The following is an 18,711-nucleotide window of genomic DNA, read 5'->3' on the forward strand; positions in this document are numbered from 1 at the left end:
GCCGGGCACGGCGCGGGCACTAGCGCGCGACGACCCCGATCCGCGGCGCGGCATCGGGCGCGGCGGCGAGTGCGATCGCCTGGTCGAGGTCGGCGAGGGGATGCACGGTGCCGACCATCTCGGCGAAGGGGAACGCCCGTCCCCGTCCGGCGAGGAAGGCGACCGCGTCGGCGAGCTCGGCGCCGGTGTAGTTGTGCACGCCCGTCACCGTGATCATCCGTCGCACCATCGATTCCGCGTCCAGCGGGACTGGGTCGGCGGGGAAGACGCTGCCGATAAGCACCACCGTTCCGCCGACGGCGACGTCCGAGATCGCGGAGGCGACAGCGTGTCCCGATGCCTCGATGGCGATCTCGGGATCGGCGGAGGAGGCATCCGGCTCGGCGCCGAAGCGCGTCGCGAGACGCCGGCGCGCGGCGTTCGGGTCGACGACGTCGACGACCGCCCCCTCCGCCGCGGCGATCGCGACCGCCGACAGCCCGACCAGCCCCGCGCCGTACACCCGCACCCGCACGCCGTCGAGGTCGCGTCCGGCCGCGCCGCGGCGCACGGCAGCGTACGCGGTCGCCGTGGCGCACGAGGCGGGCGCGAGCGCCGTGGCGGGCAGAGCCTCGGGCACGCGCACGATCGTCGTGCCCCGGCGCAGCTGCACGTGGCTCGCGAAGGCTCCGGTCAGCTCACGATGCGGGGCGACCCTCTCGTGGCCGTACTTGCCGAGCTCGCGGCACTTCTGCGTCATCCCCGCCGCACAGCGGTCGCACGTCCCGCACGAGACGGTGACCGACCACACCACGCGGTCGCCGATGCGCAGGGGCGTGCCGTCTTCGGCGTCCGCGCCCGACTCTCCCAGCGCGATCACCCGGCCGACGCTCTCGTGGCCGAGGACGAGCGGCACGGGCGCGGATCTGCGCCCGTGCACGGTGTGCACGTCGGAGCCGCAGATCGTCGACAGCTCGACGGCCACGAGCACGTCGTCGGCTGCGAGGGCGACGCCGGGCACGGCGATGGTCTCGTGCGGATGCCCTTCGCCGAGGAACGCCATGGCGACGGCCGACGGGCGGAGCACGACGTCGGTGCGCGTCTCCTCCTGCGGATCAGGGCGGTGCGTCAGCGACGGTGCTGGCGCGAGCAGCGGGCGCACCTCAGCTCGCCGCAGCGGTGAGCAGCTCGCGAGCGGCGAGTGCGTCGTGCAGATCGACGACGCTCGGCAGTGCGGCATGGGCACCCGCGGCGAGGAGCGCGTCCGCGGCGTGCGCCCCGGTGAGCACCCCGGCCACGAAGCCGGCGCCTGCGCGCAGTCCCGAGCGCACGTCGCTGACCGTGTCGCCGGCGACGGCGACGGCCTGCACCGACGACGTGCCCGTGCGCATCAGCGCGGTCAGCACGAGGTCGGGGTGCGGGCGTCCGCGGCCGGCATCCACCGGAGACAGGGCGACGTCGATCAGGTCGCGCCAGCCGAGGGCATCCAGCAGCGCGTCGCGCGTGACGGGAGCGAAGCCGGTGGTCAGCGCGACCCGGGCGCCGTCCGCCTTGAGCCGCTCGATCGCGGCGCGAGCGCCGGGGATCTCCTCGGCTCCGTGCTCTGCGACGATCTCGTCGTAGGCGCTCTCGAACGCGGCCGTGGCTCGTTCGGCGGCGGCGCGGTCGCCGCCGGAGAGGTGGGTGAAGACCTCGATCTTCGACTGTCCCATCGTGTCTCGCACGTACTGCAGAGCGTCGTCCCACGGCATCCGGTCGGCGACGCCGGTGCGCTCGGCTGCGCGCTGGAACGCCTGCTCGACGACGCCGTCGTCGAGGACGGTCGTGCCTGCCATGTCGAGGACGACGAGTTCGATGCTGGTCATGAGAGAGCCTCCGTGAGGGTGGTGGGGATGAGTGCGTCGGCCATGGCGGATTCGGCGAGGCCGAGTCCGCAGGTCATGCCGATGCCTGTGGTGGCGGCGATCACGATGACGCCGTCTGCGGGCGTCTCGCGCAGGAACTCCTGCGGGCCGGACGCGTACACGCCCTGCCATCGCTCGAGCACACGCACGCGGTCGACGTCGAAGAGCTCGACCGCCTCGTCGAGGAACGACTCGAACGCGGCCTCCGGCTGGAACGGACCGGGCTGGACTGCTTTGGCGTGCGAGTCTCCGAGGATCAGCGAGCCGTCGGGCAGCTGCGTGTACATCTGGTTGAGGTCGAGCGCGGCGAGCTCGGGTCGCTGAGCATGCAGCCTGCGGCGCAGGGCGGCGGTCTCGTCGAGGGCCGCGAAGCGGCCGTAGCGCACGAGAGACCACCCGGTCAGCAGTGGCGCCTCGAGCGGGCCAGGCAGGTCGGCCGCGACGCGCATCATGTCGAGCGTGCAGCGCACGATGCCGACGCGCTCGGCGATCTCGGGCATCAGCTGATCGATGTCGTGGTTGACCGCGACGACGACCTGGCCGGCATCGATCGGGCCGCGGGTCGTCTCGATCCGGCCCGGCACGACGGCCGTGACCGACGTCCGGAAGCGGAAGCCGACCCCGGCGGATGCCAGGTGACGCACGATGGCGCCCACGGCCTCGCGCGGGTCGACCTGCAGGTCGGGCGCGATCACGGCACCGCCGCGCAGCGCCTCGGGGCGCAGCGGAGCGCGGCGAAGCACCTCGTCGGCGTCGATCAGGCGGATGTCGCCGCGGCCGTCGCGCGTCGCCGCGTCGAGCACGGCCAGCTCGTCGTCGTGCCTGGCGGCGATGAGGGTGCCGGATTCGCGGAGCCAGAATCCGGCATCCGTCGCCAGGCGCAGCCAGAGCTCGCGGGCGAGGTCGGCGTACTCCCTCGCCTCGCCCGTCTGAGCGCCGATGCACAGGTGGCCGAAGTTGCGGATGCTCGAGCCCACCGGCGTCTCGGTGCGGTCGACGACGATCACGCTCAGCCCGCGGCGCACCGACGCATACGCCGCGCCGAGACCGACGATGCCCGATCCGACGACGACGACGACGTCGGCCCGCGCCGCGCTCAACGGAACACCTTCCGCATCCACATCGCGAGGCCTTCGACGGCGAGCACGGTGACCAGGATCATGATCACGATGCTGGCGACGAGGGGGTAGTTCGAGCCCTGGCCCGCGTTGAGCAGGTAGTAGCCGACGCCGCCGCCCCCGACGATGCCCAGCAGGGTCGCCGCCCGCACGTTGGTGTCGAGCATGTAGAAGGTGTGCCCGATCAGGGCGCGTGAGCCCTGCGGGAAGGTCGCCGCGGCGTACATCTGCAGGCGGGTCGCTCCGGTGGCGAGCAGCGCGCGCTCCGGTCCGCGCGGAACCTCTTCGAACGAGTCGGCGATGAGCTTGCCGAGCAGCCCGATCCCTCCGATCGCGAGCGCGATGGTGCCTGCCTGCGGACCGAGGCCCGTGATGATGATCAGCACGATCGCGAGGATCAGTTCGGGGATGCCCCTGATGATCACCAGCAGCAGCCGGAACCCGCCCTGGGTGGCGCGGTTCGGTGCCACGTTGCGCGCGGCGAACGAGCCGATCACCAGGGAGAGCACCAGGGTGATGAGCGTGGCTGCGAGGGCGATCCTGATCGTGTCGAGCATCGCGGCGCCGATGACCTCGAAGCCGTAGCTGCCGAAGTCCGGCGGCCAGAACTGGGCGGCGACCTCGGGGATGCGCACCCAGAAGGTGAGGAGGTCGCTCCACACGATCTCGCTCACGACCACGGAGGCGACGACGACGAGCACCGCGATCCAGCCCGCGATGGCGCTGCGCACCCGCTGAGCCGTCCACGGTCGGTGAAGTGCCTCCTCGACGCTCGCGAACCGGCGCGTCGTCGGCGCGGCGTGTGCCGTGCGGCTCTTCCTGGTGAGCAGCCGCACGAAGACGCCCTTGCCTGCATCCTTCTCCCCCAGCATCGACACGCGCACGGCGCTGGAGATGATCTCCATGGCCACGCAGAGCAGGAAGATGACGAGGGCGTACCCGAGACCGAGTCCGTAGTTCAGCGATTTGAACGCGTGCGACATCTCGAGACCGAGCCCCGCGACGCCGACGTAGCCGAGAACGACCGAACCGCGCAGATTGATGTCGTTGCGGTGCAGCACGGTGGCCACCCAGCTGGGCAGCACCTGCGGCAGCACGCCGGCGAAGAACTCCTGCGAGCGGGTGCCTCCCGCGGCGCGGATGGCGAGGCGGGGACCCTCGTCGATCTGCTCGATCGCGTCGGCGAACATCTTCGAGATCATGCCGATCGAGTGAATGCCGATCGCGAGGATGCCGGGCAGCGTGCCCAGCGAGAACATCAGCACGAACACCATCGCGAGCACCACGTCGGGCAGCGCACGGGTGAAGACGCCGATGAAGCGGGCGACCCCGCGCAGCGTGTGGTGCGGGGTCGTGTTCGATGCCGCGAGATACGCGATGGGCACGGAGAGCGCAGCGGCGAGCAGGGTGCCGGTGAGCACGAGACCGACGGTGAGCACGGTGAGCTCGAGCAGCTCGGCGGGCTCGGGGAACCGCAGCCCGCCGACCCGGGCGAAGAAGTTCTGCGCGTTGCCGAGGCTGTCGCCGATGCTGGCGAGGCTGATCTGCAGGTCGATCAGTGACATCACCGCGACGACCGCGATGACCGCGAGCGTCAGCGAGGCGCAGATGCGCTCGGGGCTGAGACGCCGACGCGGGGCGCGAGCGAAGATGTCGTCGCCGTGGGCGGGTGCGCCGGCGGCGGACTCGGGGCGCGTGGCGGCGATCGTCATGCCACGGGCTCCGCGACCCTCAGTTCGGCCTCGAGCGTCTGGATCTCGGCCGTGCTGGTGGCGACGCGGCCGTAGATCTCCATGACCTGCGCCTTGTCGAGGCCGGAGGTGGTGGTGTCGAGCACCACCTCGCCGTGACGCAGGCCGACGATGCGGTCGGCCCAGTCGATGGCCAGGTCGACCTGGTGCAGACTGCACAGCACGGTCAGTCCGTCGTCGGCGGCGATCTCGCGGATGAGCGCCATCACCTGCGAGCTCGACTCCGGGTCGAGCGAGGCCACGGGCTCGTCGGCGAGCAGCACCTCGGGATTCTGCATGAGAGCCCTGGCGATCGCCACCCGCTGCTGCTGACCGCCGGAGAGGGTGTCGGCGCGCTGGTACGCGCGGTCGAGCAGACCGACGCGGTCGAGATGCCCGAGGGCGCGCAGCTTGTGCGCGCGGGAATAGGCGAACAGCCCGAGCCGAGGTCCGCGGAGCCCGGCGAGCGAGCCCGCGAGCACGTTCTCCAGCACGGAGAGCGAGCCGACCAGCTCGAACTGCTGGAAGATGAAGCCGACGCGGCTGCGGAGACGGCGCAGGGCTCGGCCGCGCAGCGCCGGCACGTTCTCGCCCAGCACGCTGACGCGGCCGCCGGTCGGGGTCTCGAGGGCGTCGATGTGACGCAGCAGGGTCGACTTGCCCGAGCCGGAGAGGCCGAGCAGCACGACGATCTCACCGCGGTCGACGGTGAGGTCGACGCCGGACAGCGCTGTGGTCGAGTCGAAGCGCTTGGTGAGCGAGTCGATGCGGACGACGGTTTCAGGGCTCATGTCTGTTCTCTCTTCGTGCGGGCGGGCTGGGGGCGCCACGTGAGAACGTGACGCCCCCGCATCTCGACTCCGCGGCTTCGCCGCGTCGCTCGATGACCGTTCCGACGGGCGCAACGCGGCGTCGCCGCGGGGCTCGTCGGTCAGGGCATCAGGACTGGCACTGGGTCGCGTTGGTCTTCTTGCAGATGTCGCGGATCAGGTCGTAGTACTCGTCGTCGACCGGCTTGGTGGCGTAGAACACCGAGCGGAACGCGTCGGAGTCGGCGCTCTCGATGCCCGCGGCGATGATGTCGTCGATGGTGACCTCGGCGAGCGAGTCGGTCAGCACGGTGACGACGTCTTCGGGGAGGGTGTTGGAGTAGACGAGCGGGGCGCCGGGGACCATGGTCTCGGCGACGACCTTCACCTTGTCGGACTTCGCGGCCTCGCTGTCTTCGGCGAAGCCCACCTCGCACTCCTTGCCCTCGCCGGTCTTGGCGACGCTGACGTCGTGCTTGCCTGCGAACACCGGGGTGATGTCCTTCTCGGGGTCGATGCCCGCTTCGAGCAGGTTGTACGAGGGGAACAGGTAGCCGGAGGTCGACGACGGGTCGACGAAGCAGACCTTCTTGCCCGCGAAGTCCTCGATTCCGTCGACGTCGGAGCCTGCGGGTGCGATGGCCTGGGAGTAGTAGCCGGGCTCCTGGCCCTCCTTGGTCACGATCGACGAGATCGGGGTGAGCTCGGCGCCGTTGTTGGTGGCGGTGACGTAGGTGAAGCCCGAGAACGAGGCGACGTCGACCTTGCCTGCGATGGCGGCCTCGATCAGGGCGGCGTAGTCGGTCGACTCGTGGTACTCGACCGACTTGCCCGTCTTCTCGGCGATGTAGTCCATCAGCGGCTGGTAGTTGGTCTCGGTGTCGACCGAGTCGGGCACGACGCCGAACACGAGGGTGTTCTCGTCGACCGCGTAGCCGCCGGCCTTGTCGGCGGGTGCGTCACTGCCTGGCGCCGCACCGGCGGGGCCGGAGCATGCGGCGAGGCCGAGCGCCAGCAGGGCGGCGCCGGCGATGGCGGGGAGAGCACGAAGCTTCATGAGGACCTTTCAGGGGGTGTCGGGAAGGTGTCCGAGAGAGACTCTGACAGGCCGGATGCCGAGAAATGTACCTATCTCGGCAGTGTTCGCCGCTCGTTCACCAAGGATTTCCCTGGATGAACATCCGAGAAACGAGCCACCCGCGTCACACGTGCGCAAGTAATATGCCTATGTGTCCCGAGCTGTGTACATCGACATCGCCGACGATCTGCGTGCGCGGATCGCGTCAGGCGAACTGCGCCCTGGTGACGACGTGCCGACCGAGGCCGAGCTCGCCGAGCGGTGGCAGACCTCGCGCGGTCCCATCCGCAACGCCCTCGCGGCGCTGCGCTCCGAGGGCCTGGTCGAGACGACGCGCGGACGCCCCGCGAGAGTCGTCTCGGTGAAGGCGACGCAGGCCGTCGACATGTCGGTGCCCTTCACGCGCTGGGCTCGCGACCTCGGCCTGGAGCCGGGAGCGCAGACCCAGGAGGTGAGCCTGCGCCGCGCCGCCGAACTGGCGGAGCCCCTCGGCATCGCCCCCGAGGGGCAGATCGTGAGCGTGCTGCGGCTGCGGCTGCTCGACGGACGCCCCACGATGGTCGAGCGACTGAACTACACCGAGGACGTGGGGCGCCTGCTGTTCCAGGTCGACACCGACGCGGTGTCGATCACGGAGTACCTCGGCTCACACGGGCATCCGATCGTCGGCGTGCAGCACGAGATCGACGCCATCGCAGCCGACGAACGCGATGCCGCCCTGCTGCGTGTGCCGCAGGGCACCCCGCTGCTGAGGCTGAGCCGCATCTCTCGCGACGCGGACGGCCGCGTCTTCGAAGCCTCGCAGGACCGCTACCTCGGCGACGTCGTCCGCTTCACCGTCGCGGGCTCGGGCATCGCCGCCGACGGCCAGTACCTGCGGGCCGTCGGCGGCTGAGTGCGTCTCGCGAACAGGTGATTCACCGAGAACAGGATCCTCTCGTGCATTCCGTCCTGTACTCGCACGTTCTCCTGTTCTCAGGCAGCGAATCGACCGATGCACCGGGCGAAACGGCATGCCGATTCGGAGTGCGATCATGCCGTTTCAGAGTGCGATCAGCACTACTCCGCCGACCACCACGACCGAGGCCGCCACTCGCCACGCTGGCCGCGATTCGCGCAGCACGAACGCGCCGAACAGGCTCACCAGCACCACGCTCACCTCGCGCAGCGGCGCGATGAGCGCCACCGGTGCGAGCGTGATCGCCTGCAGGACGAGGATGTACGACAGCGGCGAGAGGATGCCGAAGGCGAGGATCCGCCGCCACTCGCGGCGTCCGAGCTCGCGCACGACACCCCACCTGCGGCGCACGACGATCGTGTAGAAGGGCAGCTGCGCCAGCGTCGTGCCCACCATGAATGCGACCGGCGACAGACTCCACTCGCGCACGGCATGCGCGTCCCAGATCGTGTACGTCGCGATCATCACCCCGGTGAGCAATCCGAACAGCACGGCCGGGTCGATGCCCCGTCGTTCGCCCGCCGCGGGCCTGTCGACGAAACCAACGGCGACGACGCCGACGATCACCAGCCCCACGCCGATCAGCGCCGCAGGCGACGGTCGCTCGCCGAGCAGCAGCATGGCCACGATGACCGCGAGGAACGGGCCGCTGCCTCGCGCGGTCGCGTAGACGGTCGAGAGGTTGCCCAGCTGGTACCCGCGCTGCAGCACCGACATGTACAGCACGTGCAGCACCGCCGAGACGGCGACGCCGAGCGCGAAACCGGCGATGTCGTCGGTGCCGAGCCCTCCCGTGAACGGGATGACCCCGATCCACAGCATCGTGCTCGCGACGGCACCCCACCACAGGAAGGGCGCGCCGGCGCGGCTCACGTTGTGCGCGATGACGTTCCAGGCGGCGTGCGCGACAGCGGCGCCGAGCGCCAGGACGATGGCTAGGACGGACATCCGAAGACCCTTCTGCCCGCCGCGGGCGCGACGAACGGGTCCTCCAGGCTTTTGTCCGTTCAGATGACGGCCCCGCCGCGGGGCGATGCCGTGGCGCCGCTCGGACCAGTCGGGCGGATGCCCCGGAACCCTAGGCGCTGTCGACACCCACCCTAACCGCTCCGCCGCGGCGAGGCATCCGCCCGCCCGTCATCAGCTGCGCGCCGCCGCGGGCGACGCTCACCGAGAACAGGAGATCACGCGAGAACAGGCCCTTACACGAGATTCCAGCCTGTGCTCGCATTTTCTCCTGTTCTCGTGCGGTGCGCGGGCGGCGCGAAGCGCGACGGCGGCCGCGCGAGGGGCATCCGGATAGGCTCGAACACATGCCCGCTGTCTCCGCCGCCCACACGCATGCCGCTGATCTCGCCGACTTCGTCGCCGCGTCCCCGTCGAGCTACCACGCCGCCGAAGAGGTCGCCCGCCGACTCGAAGACGCCGGGTTCACCCGCCTCGACGAGACGGCCGAGTGGCCGACGCAGGCCGGTGGCCGATTCGTCGTCGTGCGCGACGGCGCGGCGATCGCCTGGGCCGTGCCGGCGGATGCCGCCGCGATCACACCCGTTCACGTGCTCGGTGCGCACACCGATTCCCCCGGCTTCAAGCTCAAGCCCAAGCCGACGACCGGGTCGCGCGGCTGGCTGCAGGCCGCCGTCGAGGTCTACGGCGGGCCGCTGCTGAATTCGTGGCTCGACCGCGAGCTGCGTCTCGCCGGACGCCTGGCACTGGCCGACGGCCGAGTCGTGCTCGCCGCCACCGGTCCGCTGCTGCGTCTGCCGCAGCTCGCGATCCACCTCGACCGCGGCGTGAACGACGGACTCGCACTCGACAAGCAGACCGGCACGCAGCCGGTGTGGGGCCTCGGCGACGCCGAATCCGCCGACATCCTCGCCGAGCTCGCGGCATCGGCCGGAGTCGACCCGGCCGACATCCGCGGTTTCGACGCGGTGGTGGCGGATGCCGCCCGCGGCGCGGTCTTCGGCAAGGACGACGCGTTCTTCGCGTCAGGCCGCCTCGACGACCTCGCCTCCGTGCATGCGGGAGTGGTCGCGCTGATCGAAGCGTCTGCGGATGCGAGCGGCGTCATCCCCGTGCTCGCCGCCTTCGACCACGAGGAGCTCGGGTCGGAATCGCGCTCGGGAGCGGCCGGCCCCTTCCTCGAGGACGTCCTCGTGCGCGTGTACGCATCGCTCGGCGCCGATGCCACCGAGCAGCGCCGGGCGTTCGCGGCATCCTGGCACCTGTCGAGCGATGTCGGCCACTCGGTGCACCCGAACTACCCGCACAAGCACGACCCCGTCGTGCAGCCGCTGCTCGGGTCGGGCCCGATCCTCAAGATCAACGCCAATCAGCGCTACGCGACCGACGCCGTCGGCGCCGCCGCCTGGGCGGCATGGTGCGACACCGCCGGCGTGCGGTCGCAGGAGTTCGTCTCGAACAACGCCGTACCCTGCGGGTCGACGATCGGCCCGATCACGGCGACGCGTCTCGGCATCAGGACGGTCGACGTCGGCATCCCGATCCTGTCGATGCACTCCGCCCGCGAGCTCGCGGGTGTGAGCGACCTCTACGACCTGTCGCGCGTCGCGCGGGCCTTCTTCGCCGGCTGAGCGCACCCCAGGGCAGCGGCTCGGGCCGACCCGCCGAGGTCAGCCCGCGACGACGGGGCGAGCACCGAGCTGAATGAGCGAGGGCGCGGATCCGCAGCATCCACCCGCGTCCTCGCCGAAGTCTCCTGAGCCGCCGCAGACGCCGGTGTCGGGCAGCACGAGCTCGGTGCGCGCAGCCGCCTCGGAGTCGCCCGCCAGGTGCGCGGCGACGCTGCGCACCTGCTCGAAGCCGGTCAGGGCGAGGAAGGTCGGCGCCCTGCCGTACGACTTCGCGCCGACGATGAAGAAGTCCTGCTCCGGCTGCGCGAGCTGGCGCGCCCCGGTCGCCGACACCGAGCCGCAGGAATGGATGTTCGGGTCGATCTCGGACGCGATCCCGGCCACGGCGTCGAGGGAGGCGTCGAGATCGATGCGCAGCTCTCGGAGGATGCCGGTGTCCGGGCGGAACCCGGTGAGCGCGAAGACGTGATCCACGCCCGCGATCTCGCCGCCCGCCTCGGAGAGGATCGTCAGCCCCGCGGCGTCGTCTCGGATCTCGGCGACGCGGAACCCCGTGATCACTTCGACGACGCCGGTCTCGATCACCTTGCGAGCGCGCGTGCCGAGCACCGCCCGCTCGGCGAGCTCATCGCCGTCTCCCCCTCCGAACAGCTTCGCCGTGCTTCCGCGACGCAGCAGCCAGGTGATCCTCGTGCCGCCGTCTCGGCGGGCGAGCTCGCTCAGGCGAAGCACCGTGTGCGTCGCGGAGTGCCCGGCGCCGACGACCACGACGTGGGCTCCGGCGAACGACGAGACATCGTCGGGGATGCGGTACGAGATGCGGTCGGATGCGGCGGTCTCGCCCACCGCGGGGAACCCGTCGGCGCCGGCCGGGTTGGGCCGGCCCCAGGTTCCGCTCGCATCGATCACGGCGCGGGCGACGATCCGCTCGTCGCGCCCCTGCGCATCGGTCGCATGCACCACGAACGGCTGACTCCTCCGCCCGCTGTCGACGACCTTGTCCCGTCCGCGGCGAGCGATGCCCGTCACTGCCGTGCCGTAGCGGATACGGGTCCCCAGGGCATCCGCCAGGGGCTGCAGGTACCGGCTCACCCACTCCGCGCCCGTCGGGTATCCGCGGTCGGGAGCATCCCACCCCGTCCTCTCGAGCAGGCGCCGCGCCGCTGCGTCGATGAGCTCCGGCCAGGCCGAGAAGAGCCGGACGTGCCCCCACTCCGACACGGCGGCACCGGGGCCCGTTCCGCGTTCGACGACGAGGGCGTCCACGCCGCGCTCGGTCAGGTGGGCTGCGGCGGCAAGGCCCTGCGGGCCGGCGCCGATGATGACGACGGGTGATTCCGGCATCGGATCTCCTCAGATCGAAGAACGTCAATATGAGAACCGTGTCTCACCTATCGAAGTTTGTCAATACGTGAGAGGATATCGGCGTGAGCCTTCCTGCGACCATCGAGCGATCGGCGTGCTGCGCACCGCGCGTGACCTCGTCACTCATGCCGGAGCAGGCCGATGGCCTCGCCCGCGTGTTCAAGGCTCTCGGGGATCCCACCCGCGTCCACCTGCTCTCCCTCATCGCCCGCAGCGAAGGCGGCGAGGCATGCATCTGCGACCTCACCGAGCCGGTCGGCCTCTCTCAGGCCACGGTGTCGCATCACATGAAGCTTCTCGCCGAGGCAGGACTCGTGACGCGCGAGCAGCGGGGAAGATGGGCCTATTTCGCCGTGAACGGCGAGGCGCTGGCTGCCGCCGCCGACGCCCTGCGTCCGCTCTGACCGCGATCCATGCTGACGCCGAGGCGACGGTGGTGCCAGGATGAGCACATCCCGTCACCTCGGAGGCATCGTGTCCATTTCTGAATCGCAGAGCCCTTCCTCGTCCCCGAGCTCCACCCTGATCGAGCGCACCGGCATCGAGATAATCCCCGAGTCCGAGCGCACCGCGAAGCCTCGCGACCTGTTCTGGCCCTGGTTCGCCGCGAACGTGTCGGTGTTCGGCATGTCTTACGGCTCATTCGTGCTCGACTTCGGCATCTCGTTCTACCAGGCGACGGTCGTGGCGATCATCGGCATCGTCGTGTCGTTCCTGCTCTGCGGACTGATCGCGATCGCAGGCAAGCGCGGATCGACGCCGACCATGGTGCTCTCGCGTGCGGCGTTCGGCGTGCACGGGCAGAAGGTGCCAGGCATCGTGTCGTGGCTGACGTCGATCGGATGGGAGACCTTCCTCGCGATCATGGCCGTGCTCGCCACCGCGACCGTGATCACCCGGCTCGGCGGAGACGGAGACAGCGTCACGCTCAAGATCATCGCGACGGTGATCGTCGCGGCCCTCATCGTCACCGCCTCGGTGCTCGGCTATCACACGATCATGAAGCTGCAGTCGGTGCTCACCTGGATCACCGGCGTCGTCACGATCCTCTACGTCATCCTCGCCGCACCCAGCATCGACCTCGCGGACGTGCTCTCGCAGCCGAAGGGCAGCGCAGGTCAGGTCATCGGCGCACTGGTGATGGTCATGACCGGATTCGGGCTCGGCTGGATCAACATCGCCGCGGACTGGTCTCGCTACCAGAAGCGCACGGCATCCGACGGCGCGATCGTGTTCTGGAACACGTTCGGCGGGGCCATCGCCCCCGTGATCCTCGTCACCTTCGGCGTGCTGCTCGCCGGGTCCGACCCCGAGCTGAGGGCCGCCGTCGCCGCCGATCCGATCGGCGCCCTCGCCTCGATCCTGCCGCTCTGGGTGCTCGTGCCCTTCCTGCTCACCGCCGTGCTCGCCCTCGTCTCGGGCGCGGTGCTCGGCATCTACTCCTCCGGCCTCACCCTGCTCAGCCTCGGCATCCGGATCCCGCGGCCCGCGGCAGCGGGCATCGACGGCCTCATCCTCACCGTCGTGACGATCCTCGTCGTGTTCGGCGACCAGGGCTTCCTCGGCCCGTTCCAGTCGTTCCTCATCACGCTCGGCGTGCCCCTCGCCTCGTGGGCGGGCATCCTGATCGCCGACATCCTGAGGCGTCGCCGCGACTACGACGAAGCCGCGCTGTTCGATCCGAACGGACGCTACGGCGCCTGGGACTGGACCTCGATCGGAACGATGATCGTCGCCTCGATCATCGGCTGGGGCTTCGTCGTCAACCTCTTCGCAGAGGACGCCGCCTGGAACAACTGGCAGGGCTACCTGCTGCCGCTGATCGGCGGCAAGGACGGCGAGTGGGCATACGCGAACCTCGGCGTCTTCTTCGCCCTCGTGCTCTCGTTCGTCGTCACGTGGTTCGCCCGCGCAGGGCGCATCCGTCGCCAGGAGCAGGGGTGAGCAGAGGATGGCTGGTCGTCATCGACCCGCAGAACATCTTCGCCTCTCCTGATTCGGAATGGGGCTCGCCGTTCTTCGCAGCGGCGATGGAGAACATCCGGCTGCTCGCCGAGCGCTTCGGCGAGCGGGTGCTGGTGACCAGGTGGATGCCGACGGCTGACCGGTCGACGTCATGGGGCGAGTACTTCGCCGCGTGGCCGTTCGCCGACCAGCCGCCGACGGATGCCCTCTTCGACCTCGTGCCGGAGGCCACGGGCCTCTCGCCGCGAGCGACGCTCGACCTTCCGACGTTCGGCAAGTGGGGCGGCGAGATCGAGAGCGTCGTCGGCCCAGGCGCGCATATCGTGCTCACAGGGGTCTCGACCGACTGCTGCGTGCTGTCGACCGCGCTGGCGGCGGCGGATGCCGGGGCGCACCTCACCATCGTCACCGACGCCTGCGCGGGATCGACCGCCGAGAACCATGCGGCCGCACTGCACGTGATGGGACTGTACCCACCGCAGATCACGCTGCAGACGACCGCAGAGACTCTGGGCTGACCCGCGCCGGTTCGCGGGTCAGGGCTCCCAGGTGTGCACCGGTTCGCCGGAGTGCATCCGCTCGAGATAGTCGGCGAGCATGCCGTGCAGCGCCTGCGAGCGCGACTCGCCGGCCGCCTCGCGAGCCGCCACGTGCGACCGCTGCCAGGTGGCTCCGTTGCGGCCGGTCAGGCAGCGCTGCTCGATGATGCCGAGGTAGCGGTCGCGCACCTCGGAGGTCGCGCCATAGGCATCCAGCCCCTCGGCGGCGAGCGGCAGCAGCCGCCGCAGCACCAGCTCGCGCGGGCCGACCCAGCCGACACCCGGCCAGTACAGCCGCGACTCGATGCCGTCGCGCGCCGCGGAATGCAGGTTCTCCTCGGCGGCGTCGAAGGTCATCTGCGTCCACAGCGGGCGATCGGCCTCCGCGAGCGAGCGCACGAGCCCGTAGTAGAACGCCGCGTCGGCGAGCACATCGGCGATGCTGGGCCCCGCGGGCAGCACGCGGTTCTCGAGCCGCAGGTGGTAGCCGCCGTCCTGCGTGTCGTAGATGGGCCGGTTCCAGCGGTAGACCGTGCCGTTGTGCATCCGCAGCTCCGAGAGCGACGGGATGCCTCCGCCGGCGAGCACCTCGAACGGGTCCTCGTCGCTCGACACGGGCAGCAGGGCGGGGAAGTACCGGGAGTTCTCCTCGAACAGGTCGAAGATCGAGGTGATCCAGCGCTCGCCGAACCAGACCCTTGGGCGCACGCCCTGGTTCTTCAGCTCCTGAGAGCGGGTGTCTGTGGCCTGCTCGAACATCGGGATGCGCGTCTCATGCCAGAGCGCCCGCCCGGCGAAGAAGGGCGAGTTCGCGGCGAGCGCGACCTGCACGCCGGCGATCGCCTGCGCCGAGTTCCAATACGACGCGAACTCCTCCGGCGGCACCTGAAGGTGCAGCTGCACAGACGTGCACGCGGCCTCGGGCAGGATCGTGTCGCACACGATGTCGAGGACCTCGCGGGGTCCGCCGTCGGTGAGCGCGCCGCCGTCGAGACGCAGCTCGATGTCCTCGCCGCGGGCGGCGAGGACCTGCTGACCGAGCAGGCTGTAGCGCGGGTCGGCGGAGATCCACTCCTCGGTGAAGTGGTGCTCGTCGAGCGTCGGCAGCATTCCGATCATCGCCAGCCCGCAGCCCACCTCGTGCGCCCGGTCGTCGGCGGCATTGAGGGCGGCGCGCAGCACGTTCTCGAGCTCCTGGATGCTGCCGGTCGCGATGGGGCGAGGCGCGACGTTGATCTCGACGTTGAACTGGCCGAGCTCGGTCTGGAACGCCGGGCTCGCGATCGCCTCGAGCACCTTCTCGTTCGACATCGCCGGCTCGCACTTGTCATTGACGAGATTCAGCTCGATCTCGAGGCCGAGCTGCGGCTCGGATACGTCGAACTGCCCGTCGGCGAGCATCGAGGCGAGGGCGTCGAGGCATCGTCGAACCCTGCTGCGGAACAGGGTTCGATCCTGACGCGAGAAGCTCTGAGCGGCGACGCTGTCTCCCATGGCGAGAAACTAGCCCCGCGTTCCGACGCGCGTCCAATCGAATACGATTCGATTTCACAATTGTGACGCCCGACACGCTGCTGATACATTCAGGTCATGGCCACCGGCGACAACGAACGCACGCTCGAAGACGGCATCGTCACCGACCTCAAGGATCGGATGACCTACGGGTCGTACCTCGACCTCGACCGGCTCCTCAGCTCTCAGCATCCGGTCTCGCAGCCCGAGCACCACGACGAGATGCTGTTCATCATCCAGCACCAGACGACCGAGCTCTGGCTCAAGCTCGTGCAGCACGAGCTGGGCACAGCGCGTGACCGCCTCGCCGACGACGACCTGCGTTCGGCGCTCAAGCACATCGCCCGCGTCAAGCACATCCAGGAGGTGCTGACGCAGCAGTGGTCGGTGCTCGCCACCCTCACTCCCACCGAGTACGCGCAGTTCCGCGGCGACCTGGGCAATTCGTCTGGCTTCCAGTCGGTGCAGTACCGCGCTGTGGAGTTCGCGCTCGGCAACAAGAACGAGCGGATGCTCAGCGTCTTCCGTGATCACCCCGAGAACCTCGCCATGCTCACCGCCGAATGGGAGCGCCCGACCCTGTACGACGAGTTCCTGCGCTACGCCTCGCGCCGCGGTCTGCCCATTCCGCAGGAGATCCTCGACCGCGACGTGCGCCAGCCCTACCGCGAGCACCCCGAGCTCGTGCAGGCGATCCGCGAGATCTATGAGCACCCCCACGAGCACTGGGACCTCTACGAGGCCTGCGAGGAGCTCGTCGACGTCGAGGACAACTTCCAGTTCTGGCGCTTCCGTCACCTGCGCACCGTCACTCGCACCATCGGCATGAAGGTCGGCACCGGCGGCTCCAGCGGTGTGAGCTTCCTGCAGCGGGCACTGGATCTGACGTTCTTCCCCGAGCTCTACAGCGTGCGCACCGAGATCGGCCGCTGAATGCGGTCGGTCACGTTCTTCGACGGAGAGGGCCTGCGCGAGGGCACGGTCGTCGCGCGCGACCGCGCGCCGCAGCTGTTCGACAGGCCCGCGCCTGCCGGCACGGCGCGCCTCGACGGCGTGGTGACCGGGCTCTTCACAGACCACCACGTGCATCTGCAGCTCGTCGATCACGCGCTGCTGGCGGCCTCACGGCTCGGCCGGGTGGTCGATCTCGGCGCCGATCCGAACTGGATCTCCGACGTCCCGGGCCCGGTCGTCGTCGGCTATGCCGGTCCCTTCCTCACCGCGCCAGGCGGCTATCCCTCGGATCGGGCCTGGGCGCCTCCGGGTTCGGTGCGGGAGATCCCGGATGCCGAGCACGCCGCTCGTGCGGTCGACGAACTCGCCGCATTCGGAGTGTCGTTCATCAAGGTCGTCGCGCACGGCGAGGCCGGCCCCGTCCTCGACGATGACGCCTTCCGTGCTGTCGTGCGTCAGGCGGCCGTGCATCGCATACCCGTCGTTGCGCACGCCGAGGGCCGTGGTCAGGCGCAGCGCGCTGTGCGCCTCGGCGCCACCCGCCTCGCGCACGCCCCGTTCAGCGAGCCGTTGAGCGATGCCGAGATAGCGGCTCAAGCGGCATCCGCGTCGTGGATCTCGACCATGGCCGTCCACGACGGCGCGGCGCGTTCGATCGCCGTCGACAACGTGCGCCGGTTCGCCGCCGCCGGAGGCGAGATCCTCTACGGCACCGACATGGGCAACGGGCCCACCCCCGTCGACCTGCGCGAGGCCGAGGTCGACGCGCTGCGCGCCGCGGGCATCGACGGGGTCGACCTGCTGGCATCCCTCTCCCCCGCCGACCCGCTCGACGGCGGCCCCCTGCTTCTGCTTCCCCACGGCGATCCGAACCGGGCTCGCCGCCTGACCCTCGCTGACATCGACATCACGGAGCCGTGACATGACCGACATCACCGCCGACCTGCTCGCCGAGGCCCGCAAGCTCGACCAGGCCGATCCGCTCGCCCATCACCTCAGCGCGTTCGCCGACGCTCCTGGCGTCGTCGCATACCTCGACGGCAACTCCCTCGGCCGACCGCTGCGCGACCTGCCCGAGAAGGCGGCCGCGTTCATCCGCGACGACTGGGGCACGCGGCTGATCCGCTCGTGGGACGAGCAGTGGATGGCGCTGCCGATGAGCCTCGGCGACCGGATCGGCGCGATCGCCCTGGGCGCCGCGAAAGGACAGACCGTGGTCGCCGACTCGACCAGTGTGATGCTCTACAAGCTCATGCGGGCTGCGATGGCGGCGCGCCCCGGCCGCAGCGAGATCGTCATCGAGGCGGGCAACTTCCCCACCGACCGCTTCATCGCCGCCGGGGTCGCGAACGAGACCGGCGCGACGCTGCGCTGGGTGGAGCCCGACCCGATCTCCGGCGTGAGCGCAGAGCAGGTCGCCGCCGCGGTGTCCGAGCGCACTGCGCTCGTCGCGCTCAGCCACGTCGACTACCGCTCGGGCTCGCTCGCGCAGATGCCCGAGATCACCGCCGTGGTGAAGGATGCCGGCGGGCTGATGCTCTGGGATCTGTGCCACTCCGTCGGCGTCGTGCCCGTGCAGCTCGACGAGTGGGGCGTCGACATGGCGGTCGGGTGCACCTACAAGTACCTGAACGGCGGGCCGGGCTCTCCCGCTTTCGGCTACCTGCGGGCCGAGCATCACGGCGCCGTGACGCAGCCGATCCACGGCTGGTGGGGCGCGGCCGACATCTTCGCGATGGGACCGGAGTACGCCCCGGTCGCGGGCATCCGGCAGCTGCTCAGCGGCACCCCTCCCGTGCTGTCCATGCTCGCGATGCAGGGCATGCTCGACCTGATCGAGGCCGAGGGCATCACCGCCCTCCGGGCGAAGTCGATCACGCTCACCGACTTCGCGATCCGCGCCTACGATGCGCTGCTCGCCCCGCTCGGCGTGCGACTGCTGTCGCCGCGCGAGGCGTCGCGCCGTGGCGGGCACGTGACCATCGGGCACGACTCGTTCCAGGAGGTCACGAAGCGGCTGTGGGCCGACGGCGTGATCCCCGACTTCCGGTTCCCCGACGGCATCCGCCTCGGCCTGTCGCCCCTGAGCACCTCGCACGAGGAGACCCTGCGCGGTGTCATCGCCGTGCGCGACGCGCTGCAGTCATGAGTCCTTCCTCGCCGACACCCCTACCTGGTGCCGAGACCCCCACGTACGGGCGTC

17 protein-coding genes are annotated in these 18,711 nt (G+C 70.2%); 8 read left to right on the forward strand and 9 right to left on the reverse strand.

Going from position 1 to position 18,711, the window contains the following annotated elements:
* Positions 1-19: 19 nt before the first annotated feature.
* The 6 genes from FVO59_RS02785 to FVO59_RS02810 form a co-directional block, all read right to left on the reverse strand.
* A complete protein-coding gene (locus FVO59_RS02785) occupies positions 20-1,141 on the reverse strand; it encodes an alcohol dehydrogenase catalytic domain-containing protein (protein WP_259363394.1) in 1,122 nt (373 codons plus the stop codon).
* A gap of 1 nt (position 1,142) precedes the next feature.
* A complete protein-coding gene (locus tag FVO59_RS02790) occupies positions 1,143-1,844 on the reverse strand; it encodes a phosphonatase-like hydrolase (RefSeq protein ID WP_182254424.1) in 702 nt (233 codons plus the stop codon).
* A complete protein-coding gene (locus FVO59_RS02795) occupies positions 1,841-2,983 on the reverse strand; it encodes a TIGR03364 family FAD-dependent oxidoreductase (RefSeq protein ID WP_182254426.1) in 1,143 nt (380 codons plus the stop codon). The genes FVO59_RS02790 and FVO59_RS02795 overlap by 4 nt, the downstream gene beginning before the upstream one ends.
* A complete protein-coding gene (locus tag FVO59_RS02800; RefSeq protein ID WP_182254428.1) occupies positions 2,980-4,713 on the reverse strand; it encodes a PhnE/PtxC family ABC transporter permease in 1,734 nt (577 codons plus the stop codon). Before FVO59_RS02800 ends, FVO59_RS02795 begins: the two co-directional genes overlap by 4 nt.
* Positions 4,710-5,522: a phosphonate ABC transporter ATP-binding protein gene (gene phnC, locus FVO59_RS02805; protein ID WP_182254430.1), complete on the reverse strand. Its 813-nt coding sequence runs from the start codon at positions 5,520-5,522 to the stop codon at positions 4,710-4,712. The genes FVO59_RS02800 and phnC overlap by 4 nt, the downstream gene beginning before the upstream one ends.
* A gap of 148 nt (positions 5,523-5,670) precedes the next feature.
* Positions 5,671-6,597 (reverse strand): phosphate/phosphite/phosphonate ABC transporter substrate-binding protein, encoded by a 927-nt coding sequence (locus FVO59_RS02810; RefSeq protein ID WP_182254432.1) that lies wholly within the window; start codon positions 6,595-6,597, stop codon positions 5,671-5,673.
* A 172-nt stretch (positions 6,598-6,769) separates the two neighbouring features.
* On the opposite strand from FVO59_RS02810, the gene FVO59_RS02815 reads away from it, so the two are divergent.
* Positions 6,770-7,513 (forward strand): GntR family transcriptional regulator, encoded by a 744-nt coding sequence (locus tag FVO59_RS02815; RefSeq protein ID WP_259363396.1) that lies wholly within the window; start codon positions 6,770-6,772, stop codon positions 7,511-7,513.
* A gap of 147 nt (positions 7,514-7,660) precedes the next feature.
* Here the strand turns inward: FVO59_RS02815 and FVO59_RS02820 are convergent, their stop codons facing one another.
* On the reverse strand, positions 7,661-8,524 hold the full coding sequence (locus tag FVO59_RS02820) for an EamA family transporter (protein ID WP_182254434.1): 864 nt from the start codon (positions 8,522-8,524) through the stop codon (positions 7,661-7,663).
* 365 nt (positions 8,525-8,889) lie between these two features.
* Between FVO59_RS02820 and FVO59_RS02825 the strand changes: the two genes are divergently transcribed.
* On the forward strand, positions 8,890-10,173 hold the full coding sequence (locus FVO59_RS02825) for a M18 family aminopeptidase (RefSeq protein WP_182254436.1): 1,284 nt from the start codon (positions 8,890-8,892) through the stop codon (positions 10,171-10,173).
* A 39-nt stretch (positions 10,174-10,212) separates the two neighbouring features.
* Here the strand turns inward: FVO59_RS02825 and FVO59_RS02830 are convergent, their stop codons facing one another.
* Positions 10,213-11,517, reverse strand: a complete 1,305-nt coding sequence (locus FVO59_RS02830; RefSeq protein WP_182254438.1) for an NAD(P)-binding domain-containing protein — start codon at positions 11,515-11,517, stop codon at positions 10,213-10,215.
* An 83-nt stretch (positions 11,518-11,600) separates the two neighbouring features.
* Between FVO59_RS02830 and FVO59_RS02835 the strand changes: the two genes are divergently transcribed.
* From FVO59_RS02835 to FVO59_RS02845, 3 genes are all read left to right on the forward strand, one after another.
* The gene (locus tag FVO59_RS02835) at positions 11,601-11,942 is read left to right on the forward strand and encodes an ArsR/SmtB family transcription factor (protein WP_259363397.1); all 342 of its coding nucleotides are present in this window, start codon (positions 11,601-11,603) and stop codon (positions 11,940-11,942) included.
* A gap of 70 nt (positions 11,943-12,012) precedes the next feature.
* Complete coding sequence (locus tag FVO59_RS02840; protein WP_259363398.1) at positions 12,013-13,482, forward strand: purine-cytosine permease family protein; 1,470 nt, start codon at positions 12,013-12,015, stop codon at positions 13,480-13,482.
* Positions 13,479-14,021 (forward strand): cysteine hydrolase family protein, encoded by a 543-nt coding sequence (locus FVO59_RS02845; protein ID WP_182254442.1) that lies wholly within the window; start codon positions 13,479-13,481, stop codon positions 14,019-14,021. Before FVO59_RS02840 ends, FVO59_RS02845 begins: the two co-directional genes overlap by 4 nt.
* A gap of 18 nt (positions 14,022-14,039) precedes the next feature.
* Here FVO59_RS02845 and FVO59_RS02850 read toward each other — a convergent pair whose 3' ends face one another.
* Positions 14,040-15,536, reverse strand: a complete 1,497-nt coding sequence (locus tag FVO59_RS02850) for a glutamate-cysteine ligase family protein (protein ID WP_182254444.1) — start codon at positions 15,534-15,536, stop codon at positions 14,040-14,042.
* Between the two features lie 96 nt (positions 15,537-15,632).
* Between FVO59_RS02850 and kynA the strand changes: the two genes are divergently transcribed.
* Genes kynA through FVO59_RS02865 form a run of 3 tightly spaced genes read left to right on the forward strand, consistent with a single transcriptional unit; the run spans position 15,633 to position 18,657 of the window.
* On the forward strand, positions 15,633-16,487 hold the full coding sequence (gene kynA, locus FVO59_RS02855) for a tryptophan 2,3-dioxygenase (protein WP_182254446.1): 855 nt from the start codon (positions 15,633-15,635) through the stop codon (positions 16,485-16,487).
* Entirely contained in the window at positions 16,488-17,429 is a 942-nt protein-coding gene (locus FVO59_RS02860; RefSeq protein WP_182254448.1) for an amidohydrolase family protein, read from the forward strand.
* Position 17,430: 1 nt separating this feature from the next.
* Positions 17,431-18,657, forward strand: a complete 1,227-nt coding sequence (locus FVO59_RS02865; protein ID WP_182254450.1) for a kynureninase — start codon at positions 17,431-17,433, stop codon at positions 18,655-18,657.
* The last annotated feature ends 54 nt before the right edge of the window (positions 18,658-18,711 follow it).

The sequence above is a fragment of the Microbacterium esteraromaticum genome, from assembly GCF_014084045.1.
Lineage (GTDB): Bacteria > Actinomycetota > Actinomycetes > Actinomycetales > Microbacteriaceae > Microbacterium > Microbacterium esteraromaticum_D.